Genomic DNA, 16,039 nt, shown 5'->3' on the forward strand with positions numbered 1-16,039 from the left:
CAAGCCGCCTACTCCGGCTCGTCCCAGTCCGGCTCCGCGTCCCAGTCCCATTCCGCCCCCGCGTCAGCAACCCGCCCAGCCGGGGCGGGGGCCGGGGCCGCCGCCGCAGGGCTCGCCGGAGCCACCGGATCCGCCGGAGCCACCGCAACCGGCACGCCCGCGACGCCCAGCGACCCCAGCACCTCCAGCACCCCCTCCCCATACGTGGCCAGCTTCTTCTCGCCGAGCCCGGCGATGCCGCCCAGCTCCGCCACCGACCCCGGCCGCACCGTAGCGATCTCCCGCAGCGTCGCGTCGTGGAAGATGACGTACGCCGGTACGCCCTGCTCCCGCGCCTGCTCCGCCCGCCACGCGCGCAGCGCTTCGAAGACCGGCACCGCCTCCGCCGGCAGGTCCGCCTTGGCGGCAGCCGCCTTCACCTTGCGCTCACCCTTGGCGGCGGCCCGAGCACCCGGCACAGGCTTCGCCTCCTTGCGGAGCCGCACCTCCCGCTCCCGGCTCAGCACCGCCGCGCTCTCCTCCGTCATCACCAGCGTGCCGAACTCACCCTCGACCGCCAGCAGACCCTGCGCGAGCAGCTGCCGTACCACGCCCCGCCATTCCGTCTCCGACAGCTCCTCGCCGATACCGAAGACCGACAGCTGGTCGTGATCGAACTGGATCACCTTGGCGGTCTTGCGGCCCAGCAGGATGTCGATGATCTGCCCCGCCCCGAACTTCTGCCTGCGCTCCCGCTGCAACCTCACCACCGTCGACAGGAGCTTCTGCGCCGGCACCGTCCCGTCCCACGTCTCGGGCGGGGTCAGACACGTATCGCAGTTGCCGCAGGCGGCCGCCCCGGGCTCCTGCCCGAAGTACGCCAGCAACTGCGCCCGCCGGCACTGCGCGGTCTCGCAGAGCGCGAGCATCGCGTCGAGGTGGGACGCCGCACGCCGTCGGAACGCCTCGTCGCCCTCCCCGCTCTGGATCATCTTGCGCTGCTGCACCACGTCCTGGAGCCCGTACGCCATCCAGGCCGTCGACGGCATGCCGTCACGCCCGGCGCGGCCCGTCTCCTGGTAGTAGCCCTCCACCGACTTGGGCAGGTCCAGATGCGCCACGAAACGCACGTCCGGCTTGTCGATGCCCATACCGAAGGCGATGGTCGCCACGACGACCAGCCCCTCCTCCCGCAGGAACCGCGACTGGTGCGCCGCACGCGTCCCCCCGTCGAGCCCCGCGTGGTACGGCACGGCCTCGATCCCGTTGCGGCAGAGAAACTCCGCCGTCTTGTCCACAGAGTTGCGCGAGAGGCAGTAGACGATGCCCGCGTCCCCCGCGTGCTCCTCCCGCAGGAAGGAAAGCAGCTGCTTCTTGGGGTCGGCCTTCCCCACGATCCGGTACTGAATATTCGGGCGGTCGAAGCTCGCCACGAAATGCCGCGCATCCGGCATCCCGAGCCGCTGGGTGATCTCCTGGTGCGTGGCGTGCGTCGCGGTCGCCGTCAGCGCGATCCGCGGCACCTCCGGCCACCGCTGCCCCAGCACCGACAGGCTGAGGTAGTCCGGCCGGAAGTCGTGGCCCCACTGCGCGACACAGTGCGCCTCATCGATCGCGAACACGGAGACCTTGCCCCGGCCCAACAGGTCCAGCGTCGAGTCCAGCCGCAGCCGCTCCGGCGCCAGATACAGCAGGTCCAGCTCCCCGGCCAGGAACTCCGCCTCCATCGCGCGCCGCTCGCCGAAGTCCTGCGTGGAGTTGATGAACCCGGCCCGCACACCGAGCGCCCGCAGCGCGTCGACCTGGTCCTGCATCAGCGCGATGAGAGGGGAGATCACGATGCCCGTACCCGGCCTGACCAGCGCCGGGATCTGGTAGCACAGCGACTTTCCGCCGCCGGTCGGCATCAGTACGACCGCGTCCCCGCCGGCCACCACATGCTCGATGACCGCGGCCTGCTCACCGCGGAACGCGTCGTACCCGAAGACGCGGTGCAGCGTCTCCAGGGCGTCGCTCCGCGTCACCGCACCGGCCTCGACCGCCTCGACCATGCCACCTGTCCCGTCCATCGCTCTGTCCCCCGTACGTACCGTGCCCGGCTGTCCACGATAGGGGCACCCACTGACACCACCGCCCAAAAGCTGCCGCCCGGCACCCCTACGAGGAGGGACACCGGGCGGCGATCATGCCCATACGGTCAGCGCCCATACGGTCAGCGGACGAAGACTCCCGCCTGGCCGGCCAGATCCAGGAAGTACTGCGGCGCGACGCCCAGCACCAGCGTCACCGCGACGCCCACCCCGATCGCCACCATCGTCAGCGGCGACGGCACGGCGACCGTCGGGCCCTCCGGCTTCGGCTCGCTGAAGAACATCAGGACGATCACCCGGATGTAGAAGAACGCGGCGATCGCCGACGAGATCACACCGACCACGACCAGCGCCCCGGCGCCACCCTCGGCCGCCGCCTTGAACACCGCGAACTTCCCCGCGAAACCCGACGTCAGCGGAATCCCGGCGAAGGCGAGCAGGAACACCGCGAAGACCGCGGCCACCAGCGGCGAGCGCCGCCCCAGCCCCGCCCACTTCGACAGATGCGTCGCTTCGCCCCCCGCGTCGCGCACCAGCGTGACCACCGCGAAGGCGCCGATCGTCACGAAGGAGTACGCCAGCAGGTAGAAGAGGACGGACGAGATGCCGTCGGGCGTGGTCGCGATCACACCGGCCAGGATGAATCCGGCGTGCGCGATCGACGAGTACGCCAGCAGCCGCTTGATGTCGGTCTGGGTGATCGCGACGATCGCGCCGCCCAGCATCGTGACGATCGCGATGGCCCACATCACGGGACGCCAGTCCCACCGCAGGCCAGGCAGTACGACGTACAGCAGCCGCAGCATGGCGCCGAAGGCGGCCACCTTGGTCGCGGCGGCCATGAAGCCGGTGACCGGGGTCGGGGCGCCCTGGTAGACGTCGGGTGTCCACATGTGGAACGGAACCGCGCCGACCTTGAAGAGCAGGCCCATCAGGATCATCGCGCCACCGATCAGCAGCAGCGCGTCGCTGCCCATGGTGTCGGCGAGCGCCGGGTCGATCTGCTTGACCGTGCCGTCGACGACGCTCGCGATCCTGGCGTACGAGACCGAGCCCGCGTACCCGTACATCAACGCGATGCCGAAGAGCAGGAACGCCGAAGAGAAGGCGCCGAGGAGGAAGTACTTCACCGCGGCCTCCTGCGACATCAGCCGCTTGCGGCGGGCGACGGCGCACAGCAGGTACAGCGGGAGCGAGAAGACTTCCAGCGCCACGAACAGCGTCAGCAGGTCGTTGGCCGCCGGGAAGACGAGCATCCCGCCGATCGCGAAGAGCGCGAGCGGAAAGACCTCGGTGGTGGTGAACCCGGCCTTGACCGCGGCCTTCTCACTGTCGCTGCCCGGTACGGACGCGGCCTGCGCGGCGAACGAGTCGACCCGCTTGCCGTGCGCGTCCGGGTCGAGCCTGCGCTCGGCGAAGGTGAACACGGCGATCAGCGAGGCCAGCAGGATCGTGCCCTGGAGGAACAGCGCCGGGCCGTCGACCGCGATGGCGCCCTCCGCCGCGATCTGCGCCTTTGTCGTGCCGTACCCGCCGGCCGCGAGCGCCACGATCGCCGCGAAGGCGGCGGTGATGGCGACGACCGACAGGAACAGCTGGGTGTAGTACCGGGCCTTGCGCGGCACGAACGCCTCGACGAGTACGCCCAGAACCGCCGCGCCGACGACAATGAGCGTCGGCGACAGCTGGGCGTACTCGATGTGCGGGGCCGTGAAACCGCCCTCGGCGCTGGGCGCCGCGACCGTCGTCCACAGGCTGTGGACAGCTGATGTGCTCACTTGGCCGCCTCCGCCTCAATCTCGGGCTTGGGGTCCGTCTTCCGGACGTCGGACATGGTGTGCTTCACGGCCGGGTTGACGATGTCCGTCAGCGGCTTGGGAAAGACGCCGAGGAGCAGCAGCAGGGCGATCAGCGGGGTGACGACCACGAGCTCGCGGGCCTTGAGGTCGGGCATGGTCCGCACCTCGGCCTTGACCGGGCCCGTCATCGTCCGCTGATAGAGGACGAGCGTGTAGAGCGCGGCAAGGACGATGCCCACGGTCGCGATGACCCCGGCCGCCGGATACGCCGCGAACGCGCCGACGAGCACCAGGAATTCACTGACGAACGGTGCCAGCCCCGGCAGCGAGAGCGTCGCGAGGCTGCCGACCAGGAACGTCCCGGCGAGCACCGGTGCGACCTTCTGCACTCCGCCGTAGTCGGCGATGAGCCGCGACCCGCGCCGCGAGATCAGGAAGCCGGCCACCAGCATCAGCGCGGCGGTGGAGATCCCGTGGTTGACCATGTAGAGCGTCGCGCCCGACTGCCCCTGGCTCGTCATCGCGAAGATGCCGAGCACGATGAAGCCGAAGTGCGAGATCGAGGCGTACGCGATCAGCCGCTTGATGTCGCGCTGGCCGACCGCGAGCAGCGCGCCGTAGATGATGCTGACCAGCGCCAGCACGATGATGACGGGCGTGGCCCACTTGCTGGCCTCCGGGAAGAGCTGGAGGCAGAAGCGCAGCATCGCGAAGGTGCCGACCTTGTCGACGACCGCGGTGATCAGCACGGCGACCGGGGCGGTCGCCTCACCCATGGCATTGGGCAGCCAGGTGTGCAGCGGCCACAGTGGCGCCTTGACGGCGAACGCGAAGAAGAAGCCGAGGAAGAGCAGCCGCTCCGTGTTGGTCGCCATCTCCAGCTCGCCGCTCGCGCGCGCCTCGGCGATCTCCGCGAGCGAGAAACTCCCGGCGACCACGTACAGCCCGACGACGGCGGCCAGCATGATGAGCCCGCCGGCCAGGTTGTAGAGGAGGAACTTGACGGCGGCGTACGAGCGCTGGGTGGCCGCCGCGGCGTCGGTGCCCGCGTGCGCCCGGTCCCCGAAGCCGCCGATGAGGAAGTACATCGGGATGAGCATGGCTTCGAAGAAGATGTAGAAGAGGAAGACGTCGGTGGCCTCGAAGGAGAGGATCACCATCGCTTCGACCATCAGGATCAGGGCGAAGAACCCCTGAGTCGGCCGCCAGCGGGACGACTTCGTTTCGAGCGGATCGGCGTCGTGCCAGCCCGCCAGGATGATGAAGGGGATCAGCAGCGCCGTGAGCGCGATCAGCGCGACCGCGATGCCGTCCACGCCCAGCTCGTACCTGACCCCGAAGTCCGGGATCCAGGCGTGCGATTCGTTGAGCTGGTAGCGGTCGCCGCCGGGCTCGAAGCGGACGACCACGAGGGCCGCCAGCACCAGCGTGGCGAGCGAGAAGGACAGCGCCAGCCACTTGGCGGCGGTGCGGCGCGCGGCGGGTACGGCGGCGGTCAGGACCGCACCGACCGCCGGGAGCACCGCCGTCGCCGTCAGCAGAGGAAAGCCTGCGTTTGCTACTACAGACATATCGATCAGACCGCCCTCATCAGCAGGGTCACGGCGATGAGGATCGCCGTACCGCCGAACATCGAGACCGCGTACGAGCGGGCGTAGCCGTTCTGCAGTTTCCGCAGCCGGCCGGAGAGCCCGCCGACCGTGGCCGCCGTTCCGTTGACCACCCCGTCGACCAGGGTGTGGTCGACGTACACGAGCGAGCGGGTGAGGTGTTCGCCGCCGCGGACCAGGACCACGTGGTTGAAGTCGTCCTGGAGGAGGTCGCGGCGGGCGGCGCGAGTCACGAACGAGCCGCGCGGGGCGACGACCGGGACGGGCCCCCGGCCGTACTGGACGTACGCGATCGCGACGCCGGCCAGCAGGACGGCGACCGTCAGGCCGGTGATCACCGGGACGCTGATCGGCGGGTGCGGGTGCTCGAACTGCGTCACCGGCTCCAGCCAGTTCACGAACCGGTCACCGATGCTGAAGAACCCTCCCGCGAAGACCGACCCGAAGGCGAGCACGATCATCGGGATCGTCATCGACTTCGGCGACTCGTGCGGATGCGGCATCTCTCCCGGGTGCACCTCGATGCCGGGCTCGACGCTGGGCGCCGTGTCCGGGTCGGGCGCCGGCTGCCAGCGCTTCTCGCCGAAGAACGTCAGGATCATCACGCGCGTCATGTAGTACGCCGTGATGCCCGCGCCCAACAGGGTCACCGACCCGAGGATCCAGCCCTGGGTGCCGCCCGAGGCGAAGGCCGCCTCGATGATCTTGTCCTTGGAGAAGAAACCGGAAAGTCCCGGGAAGCCGATGATCGCGAGGTAGCCGAGACCGAACGTCACGAACGTCACCGGCATGTACTTCCGCAGGCCGCCGTACTTCCTCATGTCGACCTCGTCGTTCATGCCGTGCATGACCGAACCGGCGCCGAGGAAGAGGCCCGCCTTGAAGAAGCCGTGCGTCACCAGGTGCATGATCGCGAAGGCGTAACCGATCGGGCCGAGGCCCGCCGCCAGGATCATGTAGCCGATCTGCGACATCGTCGAACCGGCCAGCGCCTTCTTGATGTCGTCCTTCGCGCAACCGACGATCGCACCGAAGAGGAGCGTGACCGCACCGACCACGACGACCGCCAGCTGCGCGTCCGGGGCGGCGTTGAAGATCGCGCCGGACCGGGTGATGAGGTAGACGCCGGCGGTCACCATGGTGGCGGCGTGGATGAGGGCCGAGACCGGGGTCGGGCCCTCCATCGCGTCACCGAGCCACGACTGGAGCGGCACCTGCGCCGACTTGCCGCACGCGGCCAGCAGCAGCATCAGCCCGATGGCCGTCATCTTGCCCTCGCTGGTGTCCCCCGTAGCCCCCAGCACCGGCCCGAAGGCGAAGGTCCCGAAGGTGGTGAACATCAGCATGATCGCGATGGACAGACCGATGTCACCGACACGGTTGACGATGAAGGCCTTCTTGGCCGCCGTCGCCGCGCTGGGCTTGTGCTGCCAGAAACCGATGAGCAGGTACGACGCCAGGCCGACGCCCTCCCACCCGAAGTACAGCAGCAGGTAGTTGTCGGCGACGACCAGCAGGAGCATCGCCGCGAGGAAGAGGTTCAGGTAGCCGAAGAAGCGGCGCCGGCGCTCGTCGTGCTCCATGTAGCCGATCGAATAGATGTGGATCAGCGTGCCCACACCGGTGATCAGCAGCACGAACGTCATCGACAACTGGTCGAGCTGGAAGGCGACGTCACCCTGGAAACCCTCGACGGGAACCCAGCTGTACAGGTGCTGACGCATGGTCCGCGCCTCTACGTCGTACCCGAGCATCGCGCCGAACAGCACCACGCCGAGCACGAAGGAGGCCGCCGCGAGCAGCGTGCCGATCCAGTGGCCGACGCGGTCGAGCCGCCGCCCGCCGCACAGCAGGACCGCCGCTCCGAGCAAAGGCGCTGCGACGAGCAGCGCAATCAAGTTCTCCACGATTTCTTCCGACCCCTTACAGCTTCATCAGGCTGGCGTCGTCGACCGAGGCCGAGTGGCGGGACCGGAACAGCGACACGATGATCGCGAGACCCACCACGACCTCCGCGGCGGCGACGACCATCGTGAAGAACGCGATGATCTGGCCGTCGAGATTGCCGTGCATCCGGGAGAAGGTGACGAACGCGAGGTTGCAGGCGTTGAGCATCAGCTCGACGCACATGAAGACGACGATCGCGTTCCGCCGGATCAGCACACCCGCGGCGCCGATGGTGAACAACAGCGCCGCGAGATACAGGTAATTGACCGGGTTCACTTCGCGGCCTCCGATTCGTTCTCGTCACGGCCGGGCTCACGGCCGAGCCGTTCCTCGGAGCGCTGCTCCAGCGCCTTCAGGTCGGCGATGGCCTGGCTCGACACGTCACGGATCTGACCGCGCCCGCGCAGCGTCTTGTTGACCGTGAGCTCGGACGGTGTGCCGTCCGGCAGCAGACCCGCGATGTCCACCGCGTTGTGCCGGGCGTACACACCCGGCGCGGGCAGCGGCGGCAGGTGCTTGCCGCGTACGCGCTCCTCGGACATCTCGCGCTGCGTCTTCGGGCGCTCGGTGCGCTCGCGGTGCGTGAGGACCATCGCGCCGACGGTCGCCGTGATGAGCAGGGCGCCGGTGAGCTCGAAGGCGAAGACGTACTTGGTGAAGATGAGTTCGGCCAGACCCTCGACGTTGCCGCCGCTCGCCGCGTTGGCCCTGCCGAGCCCGTTGAAGGTGCTCAACGAGGCGCTGCCGATGCCCGCGGTCAGCAGAATGCCGAAGCCGAGGCCGCAGCCCGCGGCCAGCCAGCGCTGGCCCTTGAGCGTCTCCTTCAGGGAGTCGGCGGCCGTGACACCGACCAGCATGACCACGAAGAGGAACAGCATCATGATCGCGCCGGTGTAGACGATGATCTGGACGACGCCGAGGAAGTACGCCCCGTTGGCGAGGTAGAAGACCGCCAGCACGATCATGGTCCCGGCCAGGCACAGCGCGCTGTGCACGGCCTTCTTCATCAAGACGGTGCACAGGGCGCCGACGACGGCGACCGTACCGAGCACCCAGAACTGCACGGCCTCGCCGGTCGAAGCGGCGGCGGCAAGAGCGTTCATCCCCCGATCACCTTCTTCGATGTCGGCTCGTCCTCGCCGAAGGTCGACGCTGCCTCCTGGGGACGCTCTCCCTTGCTCAGCGCCACCTGCCGCTCCGTGCCCGGCGCGGCCTCGGTCACCAGACCCCGGTAGTAGTCCTGCTCGTCCATGCCGGGGAAGATCGAGTGCGGCGCCTCGACCATGCCTTCGTCCAGGCCGGCGAGCAGCTGCTCCTTGGTGTAGATCAGCGACTCGCGGCTGCTGTCGGCCAGTTCGAACTCGTTGGTCATCGTCAGCGCGCGGGTGGGGCACGCCTCGATGCACAGGCCGCACAGAATGCAGCGGGCGTAATTGATCTGGTAGACGCGGCCGTAACGCTCACCCGGGGAGTAACGCTCCTCCTCCGTGTTCTCCGCGCCCTCCACATAGATCGCGTCGGCCGGACAGGCCCAGGCGCACAGCTCGCACCCGATGCACTTCTCCAGACCGTCCGGATGGCGGTTGAGCTGGTGCCGGCCGTGGAAGCGCGGCGCCGTCGTCTTCTGCTGCTCCGGGTACTGCTCGGTCAGCCGCTTCTTGAACATGGCCTTGAAGGTCACGCCGAAGCCGGCCACCGGATTCTGCCAGGGCGTGCGGGGGGCTTCCCCCGGCTTTGAGGTGTCAGGCATCGTCGGACTCCTTCCCGTCACTCATAGTGTCCGGCCCACCACTGACAATCAGCTCGCGCTCGTGGCGCGGCCGCCTGCGGGGCACCGGTGGCAACTCCTGTCCGGGCAGCGGGGGCACCGGGAATCCGCCCGCCATCGGGTCGAACGCGGCCGGTTCCGCACCGTCCTGCGCCGCCCTCTCCTTCTCCTTCTTGTCGCGGAAGATGTCGGCGACGAAGGAGAGGAGCAGGATCGTGATGATCGCCCCGGCGACGTACAGAACGATGTTCTGGAATTCCATGTTCTCGTTGCGCATCGCGCGCACCGTGGCGACCAGCATCAGCCAGACCACCGAGACCGGGATCAGGACCTTCCAGCCCAGCTTCATCAGCTGGTCGTAGCGCACGCGGGGCAGCGTGCCGCGCAGCCAGATGAAGAAGAACAGCAGCAGCTGGACCTTGATGACGAACCAGAGCATCGGCCACCAGCCGTGGTTCGCCCCCTCCCAGAAGGCGGAGATGGGGTACGGGGCCCGCCAGCCGCCCAGGAAGAGGGTGACCGAGACCGCCGAGACGGTGACCATGTTGACGTACTCGGCCAGCATGAACAGCGCGAACTTGATCGACGAGTACTCGGTGTTGAAGCCGCCGACCAGGTCGCCCTCGGACTCCGGCATGTCGAACGGGGCGCGGTTCGTCTCGCCCACCATCGTGATGACGTAGATGATGAAGGACACCGGCAGCAGGATGATGAACCAGCGGTCCTCCTGCGCCTCGACGATCGCCGAGGTCGACATCGATCCCGAGTAGAGGAACACCGAGGCGAAGGCCGCGCCCATGGCGATCTCGTACGAGATCATCTGCGCGCAGGAGCGAAGACCGCCGAGCAGCGGATACGTCGATCCGGACGACCAGCCCGCGAGCACGATGCCGTAGATGCCGACCGACGCGACCGCGAGGATGTAGAGCATCGCGATCGGCAGGTCGGTCAGCTGCATCGTGGTGCGCTGCCCGAAGATCGAGACTTCGTTGCCGGCCGGGCCGAACGGGATGACCGCGATCGCCATAAAGGCCGGGATCGCCGCGACGACCGGGGCAAGGATGTAGACGACCTTGTCCGCCCGTTTGACGATCACGTCCTCCTTGAGCATCAGCTTGATGCCGTCCGCGAGGGACTGGAGGAGGCCCCAGGGACCGTGCCGGTTGGGGCCGATGCGCAGCTGCATCCAGGCGACGACCTTGCGCTCCCACACGATGGAGAACAGCACAGTGATCATCAGGAAGGCGAAGCAGAAGACGGCCTTGATGGCGACGAGCCACCACGGGTCGTGCCCGAACATGGACAGGTCCTCAGCAGCGAGGTACATCGGGTTCACGCGAGCACCTCCGGTGCGTCGGTGGCTGAGGCGGGGGCCGCCGCCGGGCCGATGCGGACGACCTGCCCGGGGACCGCGCCGGTGTCGGTGGCGACGCCGCCGCCCGTCGAGTTCAGCGGCAGCCACACCACACGGTCCGGCATCGGCGTGACCTGGAGCGGAAGTTCGACCGTCCCGGCCGGGCCGGTGACGGCGAGCAGGTCGCCGTCCTTCACACCTGTGCCGTCCGCGGTGGCCGCGGAAAGCCGGGCGACGGCCGCGTGCCGGGTGCCGGCGAGCGCCTCGTCGCCGTCCTGGAGCCGGCCCTGGTCGAGCAGCAGCCGGTGCCCCGCGAGCACCGCCTCGCCGGCGCCGGGGCGCGGCAGCGGCTGGGCGGACTCGGTGGGGTCGGTGGCGTGGGCCCCGCCCCAGGCGCCGAGCCGGTCCATCTCGCGGCGTACGGCCCGTACATCAGGCAGCGCCAAGTGCACGTCCAGTGCGTCGGCCAGCATGTGCAGGACACGCGCGTCGTCGGGGGCGAGCGAGCGCGTCATCTGGTCGGGCTTGAGCGCGGCCTCGAACATCCGGGCCCTGCCCTCCCAGTTCAGGAAGGTGCCCGGCTTCTCGGCGACCGCGGCGACCGGAAGGACGACGTCCGCCCGGTCCGTCACCTCGCTGGGACGGAGTTCCAGGGAGACGATGAAACCGGCCTGATCGAGGGCTTCACGCGCGCGTACCGGGTCGGGAAGGTCCGCGACCTCGACGCCGCCGACGAGCAGCGCGGCCAGTTCACCGGTGGCCGCGGCCTCGATGATCTGGCCGGTGTCGCGCCCGTAACGGAGCGGCAGTTCGGCCACGCCCCAGACCGCCGCGACCTCGTCCCGCGCGCGCGGGTCGGTCGCCGGGCGGCCGCCGGGCAGCAGCGAAGGCAGCGCGCCGGCCTCGACGGCGCCGCGCTCACCGGCCCGGCGCGGGATCCACACCAGGGACGCACCGGTCGCGGTGGCGGCCCGTACGGCCGCGGTGTACGCGCCCGGCACGGCGGCCAGCCGCTCGCCGACGACGATGACAGCACCTGCCGCACGCAGCGCTTCGGTGGCGGCGTTCCCGTCGGCGCCGAGCTCGGTGCGGTCCGCGATGGCGTCGAGCCACTCGGGTTCGGTGCCGGGTGCGGCGGGAAGCAGCGTGCCGCCCGCCTTCGTCAGCCCGCGGGTGCCGTGCGTCGCGACGGCGAACGTGCGCTGGCCGTGCTTGCGGTGGGCCTTGCGCAGCCGCAGGAAGACGCCGGGCGCCTCCTCCTCGGACTCGATGCCGACCAGCAGTACGGCGGGCGCCTTCTCCAGCGCCGTGTATGTCACGCCCGTACCGTCGAGATCACGTCCGCGCCCCGCGACGCGGGAGGCCAGGAAGTCGGCCTCCTCGCTGCTGTGCACGCGCGCGCGGAAGTCGATGTCGTTCGTGTCCAGTGCGATACGGGCGAACTTGGCGTACGCGTAAGCGTCTTCGACGGTGAGCCGGCCGCCGGTCAGGACACCGGCCCGCCCACGCGCCGCCGAGAGCCCCCTGGCCGCCACTTCCAGCGCCTCGGGCCAGCTCGCCGGCTCCAGTACGCCCGCCTCGTTGCGTACGAGCGGAGTGGTGAGCCGGTCAGGACGCTGCGCGTAACGGAAACCGAAGCGGCCCTTGTCGCAGATCCACTCCTCGTTGACCTCGGGGTCCTCGGCCGCCATGCGCCGCATGACCTTGCCGCGCCGGTGGTCGGTGCGGGTCGCGCAGCCGCCCGCGCAGTGCTCACAGACGGACGGCGAGGACACGAGGTCGAAGGGGCGGGCCCGGAAGCGGTACGCCGCCGAAGTCAGCGCGCCCACCGGGCAGATCTGGATGGTGTTCCCGGAGAAGTACGACTCGAAGGGGTCACCTTCGCCCGTACCGACCTGCTGGAGCGCACCGCGCTCCAGCAGCTCGATCATCGGGTCGCCCGCGACCTGGTTGGAGAAGCGGGTGCAGCGCGCGCACAGCACGCACCGCTCGCGGTCGAGCAGCACCTGGGAGGAGAGCGGGACCGGCTTCTCGAACGTCCGCTTCTTGCCGTCGAAGCGGGACTCCGCGTCGCCGTGCGACATGGCCTGGTTCTGCAGCGGGCACTCGCCGCCCTTGTCGCAGACCGGGCAGTCCAGCGGGTGGTTGATCAGCAGCAGCTCCATCACACCGCGCTGGGCCTTCTCGGCGACCGGCGAGGTGAGCTGGGACTTGACGACCATGCCGTCGGTGCAGGTGATCGTGCACGACGCCATGGGCTTGCGCTGGCCCTCGACCTCGACGATGCACTGTCGGCAGGCGCCGGCCGGGTCGAGGAGCGGGTGGTCGCAGAAGCGCGGGATCTCGATGCCGAGCAGCTCGGCGGCCCGGATGACCAACGTCCCCTTGGGGACGGAGATCTCGATGCCGTCGATCGTGAGGGAGACCAGATCCTCGGGCGGCGGAACCGCCGCCTCGCCGCCTCCGGAGGGAGCACTTGTCGTGACGGTCATGCGTTCACCTCCGTGGGGTGGGCGGGCTTGTCGGCCCATACGGTCGACTTGGCCGGATCGAAGGGGCAGCCCTTGCCGGTGATGTGCTGCTCGTACTCCGCGCGGAAGTACTTGAGCGAGGAGAAGATCGGGGACGCGGCGCCGTCGCCGAGCGCGCAGAACGACTTGCCGTTGATGTTGTCGGCGATGTCGTTCAGCTTGTCGAGGTCGCTCATGTGGCCCTTACCGGCCTCGATGTCGCGCAGGAGCTGCACGAGCCAGTACGTCCCTTCGCGGCAGGGGGTGCACTTGCCGCAGGACTCGTGGGCGTAGAACTCGGTCCAGCGGGTCACGGCCCGCACGACGCAGGTCGTCTCGTCGAAGCACTGGAGCGCCTTGGTGCCGAGCATCGAACCGGCGGCGCCGACACCCTCGTAGTCCAGCGGGACGTCGAGGTGCTCGTCGGTGAACATCGGGGTCGAAGAGCCGCCCGGCGTCCAGAACTTCAGCCGGTGTCCGGCGCGGATGCCGCCGCTCATGTCGAGCAGCTGGCGCAGCGTGATGCCGAGCGGGGCCTCGTACTGGCCGGGGCTGGTGACGTGGCCGCTCAACGAGTACAGCGTGAAGCCCGGGGACTTCTCGCTGCCCATCGAACGGAACCAGTCCTTGCCCTTGTTGAGGATCGCGGGAACGGACGCGATGGACTCGACGTTGTTAACAACAGTCGGACACGCGTAAAGACCCGCGACGGCAGGGAAGGGGGGACGGAGCCGGGGCTGGCCGCGCCGGCCTTCGAGCGAGTCGAGCAGCGCGGTCTCTTCACCGCAGATGTACGCGCCCGCACCCGCGTGCACGGTGAGTTCGAGGTCGAGACCGCTGCCGAGGATGTTCTCGCCGAGGAAGCCCGCCGCGTATGCCTCTCGTACGGCCTCGTGCAGCCTGCGCAGTACGGGGACCACTTCGCCGCGCAGGTAGATGAAGGCGTGATTCGACCGGATCGCGTAACAGGCGATCACGATGCCCTCGATGAGGGAATGCGGGTTCGCGAAGAGGAGCGGGATGTCCTTGCAGGTCCCGGGCTCCGATTCGTCGGCGTTGACAACTAGATAGTGCGGCTTGCCATCGCCCTGCGGGATGAACTGCCACTTCATGCCGGTGGGGAAGCCGGCGCCGCCGCGCCCGCGCAGACCGGAGTCCTTGACGTACGCGATGAGGTCGTCCGGCGACATGGCGAGGGCCTTGCGCAGGCCTTCGTACCCCTCGTGCCGCCGGTAGGTGGCCAGGGTCCAGGACTCGGGCTCGTCCCAGAACGCCGACAGGACGGGTGAGAGCAGCTTTTCGGGGCTGGTCTCGTTGATCTCGGCTGCCAAGGTCATCACTCCCCCTCCTCGGTTTCCGGTCCGGCCGGGTTCGCGGGGTCGGACGCCGAGGTCTGCTGCGGAGCGTCGTGCGAGCTGAGGTGCTCGGACGGCGAAGGATCGTGCGGCGGCCGGTCGTGCCCGCCCCTGTCCTGCTGGGCCTCCCCGCGCGGGTGGACCACGCGGTGCTGCGGGGCCTCGCCCTTGGCGAGCTTGAGGCCGATGAGCGAGGCGGGTCCGGCGCCACCGGTCGCCTCGACGGCGCCGGGGCGCTCGTCGGGGAAGCCGGCCAGAATGCGGGCTGTCTCCTTGTACGTGCACAGGGGCGCGCCGCGGGTGGGCTGGACGGGCCGCCCGGCCCGCAGGTCGTCGACGAGGCGCTTGGCGGATTCGGGCGTCTGGTCGTCGAAGAACTCCCAGTTGACCATCACCACGGGCGCGAAGTCGCAGGCCGCGTTGCACTCGATGTGTTCGAGGGTGACCTTGCCGTCCTCGGTCGTCTCGTTGTTGCCGACACCGAGGTGCTGCTTCAACTCGTCGAAGATGGCGTCGCCGCCCATCACGGCGCACAGCGTGTTGGTGCAGACGCCCACCTGGTAGTCACCGGAGGGCTTCCGCCGGTACATCGAGTAGAACGTCGACACCGCGGTGACCTCGGCGGTGGTCAGGCCAAGCGTTTCCGCGCAGAACCGGACGCCGGTGCGGGTGACATGGCCCTCCTGCGACTGCACGAGGTGCAGCAGCGGCAGCAGCGCGGACCGGCTGTCGGGGTAGCGGGCGACCACCTCCTTCGCGTCCGCGTCGAGCCGGGCGCGTACGTCGGCCGGGTAGTCGGGAGCGGGGAGCTGCGGCATCCCCAAACTCACCTCTTGATTTGCTGGTGTGGCAGTCACCGGTCGACGCCTCCCATCACGGGGTCGATGGACGCGACAGCGACGATGACGTCGGCGAACATGCCGCCCTCGCACATCGCCGCCATGGCCTGCAGGTTGGTGAAGGACGGGTCGCGGAAGTGGACCCGGTAGGGGCGGGTGCCGCCGTCGGAGACCACGTGCACACCGAGCTCTCCCTTGGGTGACTCGATCGCCGTGTACGCCTGCCCGGCCGGCACCCGGAAGCCCTCGGTCACCAGCTTGAAGTGGTGGATCAGGGCCTCCATGGAGGTGCCCATGATCTTCTTGATGTGGTCGAGCGAGTTGCCGAGGCCGTCGGGTCCGAGCGCGAGCTGCGCGGGCCAGGCGATCTTCTTGTCGGCGACCATCACGGGGCCCGGCTCCCTGAGCCGGTCCAGGCACTGCTCCACGATGCGCAGCGACTGCCGCATCTCTTCGAGCCGGATCAGGAAGCGGCCGTAGGCGTCGCAGGTGTCGGCGGTCGGTACGTCAAAGTTGTACGTCTCGTAACCGCAGTAGGGGTCGCTCTTGCGCAGGTCGTGCGGCAGCCCGGCCGAGCGCAGGATCGGGCCGGTCGCGCCGAGCGCCATGCAGCCGGTGAGATCGAGGTAGCCGACGTCCTGCATGCGGGCCTTGAAGATCGGGTTGCCGGTGGCGAGCTTGTCGTACTCCGGCAGGTTCTTCTTCATGGTCTTCACAAGCTCGCGCAGCTGGTCCATCGCGCCCGGGGGCAGGTCCTGGGCCAGTCCGCCGGGCCGGATGAACGCGTA

At 69.2% G+C, this 16,039-nt stretch carries 11 protein-coding genes and 1 pseudogene; all 12 read right to left on the minus strand.

Translation table 11 applies throughout. The features are described 5' to 3' along the window. Nucleotides 1–8 precede the first annotated feature (8 nt). The gene (recQ, locus tag ABZX79_RS25295) at nt 9–2,030 is read right to left on the minus strand and encodes a DNA helicase RecQ (protein ID WP_355262264.1); all 2,022 of its coding nucleotides are present in this window, start codon (nt 2,028–2,030) and stop codon (nt 9–11) included. Between the two features lie 161 nt (nt 2,031–2,191). Further along, nucleotides 2,192–3,847 (minus strand): NADH-quinone oxidoreductase subunit NuoN, encoded by a 1,656-nt coding sequence (nuoN, locus tag ABZX79_RS25300; RefSeq protein ID WP_355261944.1) that lies wholly within the window; start codon nt 3,845–3,847, stop codon nt 2,192–2,194. Next, nucleotides 3,844–5,439, minus strand: coding sequence for an NADH-quinone oxidoreductase subunit M (locus ABZX79_RS25305; protein WP_355261947.1), 1,596 nt, complete (start codon nt 5,437–5,439; stop codon nt 3,844–3,846). Before ABZX79_RS25305 ends, nuoN begins: the two co-directional genes overlap by 4 nt. Nucleotides 5,440–5,444: 5 nt before the next feature. After that, the gene (gene nuoL, locus ABZX79_RS25310) at nt 5,445–7,385 is read right to left on the minus strand and encodes an NADH-quinone oxidoreductase subunit L (protein ID WP_355261950.1); all 1,941 of its coding nucleotides are present in this window, start codon (nt 7,383–7,385) and stop codon (nt 5,445–5,447) included. Nucleotides 7,386–7,401: 16 nt separating this feature from the next. Then, nucleotides 7,402–7,701 (minus strand): NADH-quinone oxidoreductase subunit NuoK, encoded by a 300-nt coding sequence (nuoK, locus tag ABZX79_RS25315; protein WP_018101339.1) that lies wholly within the window; start codon nt 7,699–7,701, stop codon nt 7,402–7,404. Then, on the minus strand, nt 7,698–8,528 hold the full coding sequence (locus ABZX79_RS25320) for an NADH-quinone oxidoreductase subunit J (RefSeq protein ID WP_355261953.1): 831 nt from the start codon (nt 8,526–8,528) through the stop codon (nt 7,698–7,700). Before ABZX79_RS25320 ends, nuoK begins: the two co-directional genes overlap by 4 nt. Continuing rightward, nucleotides 8,525–9,175 carry an NADH-quinone oxidoreductase subunit NuoI gene (gene nuoI, locus ABZX79_RS25325; RefSeq protein WP_355261956.1) on the minus strand — a complete coding sequence of 217 codons (651 nt, stop codon included), beginning with the start codon at nt 9,173–9,175 and terminating at the stop codon, nt 8,525–8,527. Before nuoI ends, ABZX79_RS25320 begins: the two co-directional genes overlap by 4 nt. Next, the gene (gene nuoH / locus ABZX79_RS25330) at nt 9,168–10,529 is read right to left on the minus strand and encodes an NADH-quinone oxidoreductase subunit NuoH (protein ID WP_355261959.1); all 1,362 of its coding nucleotides are present in this window, start codon (nt 10,527–10,529) and stop codon (nt 9,168–9,170) included. Before nuoH ends, nuoI begins: the two co-directional genes overlap by 8 nt. Next, nucleotides 10,526–13,039, minus strand: a complete 2,514-nt coding sequence (locus ABZX79_RS25335) for an NADH-quinone oxidoreductase subunit G (protein WP_355261962.1) — start codon at nt 13,037–13,039, stop codon at nt 10,526–10,528. The genes nuoH and ABZX79_RS25335 overlap by 4 nt, the downstream gene beginning before the upstream one ends. Continuing rightward, nucleotides 13,036–14,397, minus strand: coding sequence for an NADH-quinone oxidoreductase subunit NuoF (nuoF, locus tag ABZX79_RS25340; protein ID WP_355261965.1), 1,362 nt, complete (start codon nt 14,395–14,397; stop codon nt 13,036–13,038). Before nuoF ends, ABZX79_RS25335 begins: the two co-directional genes overlap by 4 nt. Further along, the gene (nuoE, locus tag ABZX79_RS25345) at nt 14,394–15,269 is read right to left on the minus strand and encodes an NADH-quinone oxidoreductase subunit NuoE (RefSeq protein WP_355261968.1); all 876 of its coding nucleotides are present in this window, start codon (nt 15,267–15,269) and stop codon (nt 14,394–14,396) included. The genes nuoF and nuoE overlap by 4 nt, the downstream gene beginning before the upstream one ends. Further along, a pseudogene (locus ABZX79_RS25350) lies at nt 15,266–16,039 on the minus strand (NADH dehydrogenase subunit D); the annotation flags it as partial. The pseudogene ABZX79_RS25350 and the gene nuoE, both read right to left, overlap by 4 nt.

Origin of the sequence: Streptomyces sp. NPDC002994 (assembly GCF_040611155.1) — a bacterium.
Lineage (GTDB): Bacteria > Actinomycetota > Actinomycetes > Streptomycetales > Streptomycetaceae > Streptomyces.

What these genes read in the sequence shown, in the direction of transcription:
- recQ (WP_355262264.1), bottom strand. Translation starts at nt 2,030, where the DNA reads ATGGTCGAGGCGGTCGAGGCCGGTGCGGTGACGCGGAGCGACGCCCTG.
- ABZX79_RS25305 (WP_355261947.1), bottom strand. Translation starts at nt 5,439, where the DNA reads ATGTCTGTAGTAGCAAACGCAGGCTTTCCTCTGCTGACGGCGACGGCG.
- ABZX79_RS25320 (WP_355261953.1), bottom strand. Translation starts at nt 8,528, where the DNA reads ATGAACGCTCTTGCCGCCGCCGCTTCGACCGGCGAGGCCGTGCAGTTC.
- nuoI (WP_355261956.1), bottom strand. Translation starts at nt 9,175, where the DNA reads ATGCCTGACACCTCAAAGCCGGGGGAAGCCCCCCGCACGCCCTGGCAG.
- ABZX79_RS25335 (WP_355261962.1), bottom strand. Translation starts at nt 13,039, where the DNA reads ATGACCGTCACGACAAGTGCTCCCTCCGGAGGCGGCGAGGCGGCGGTT.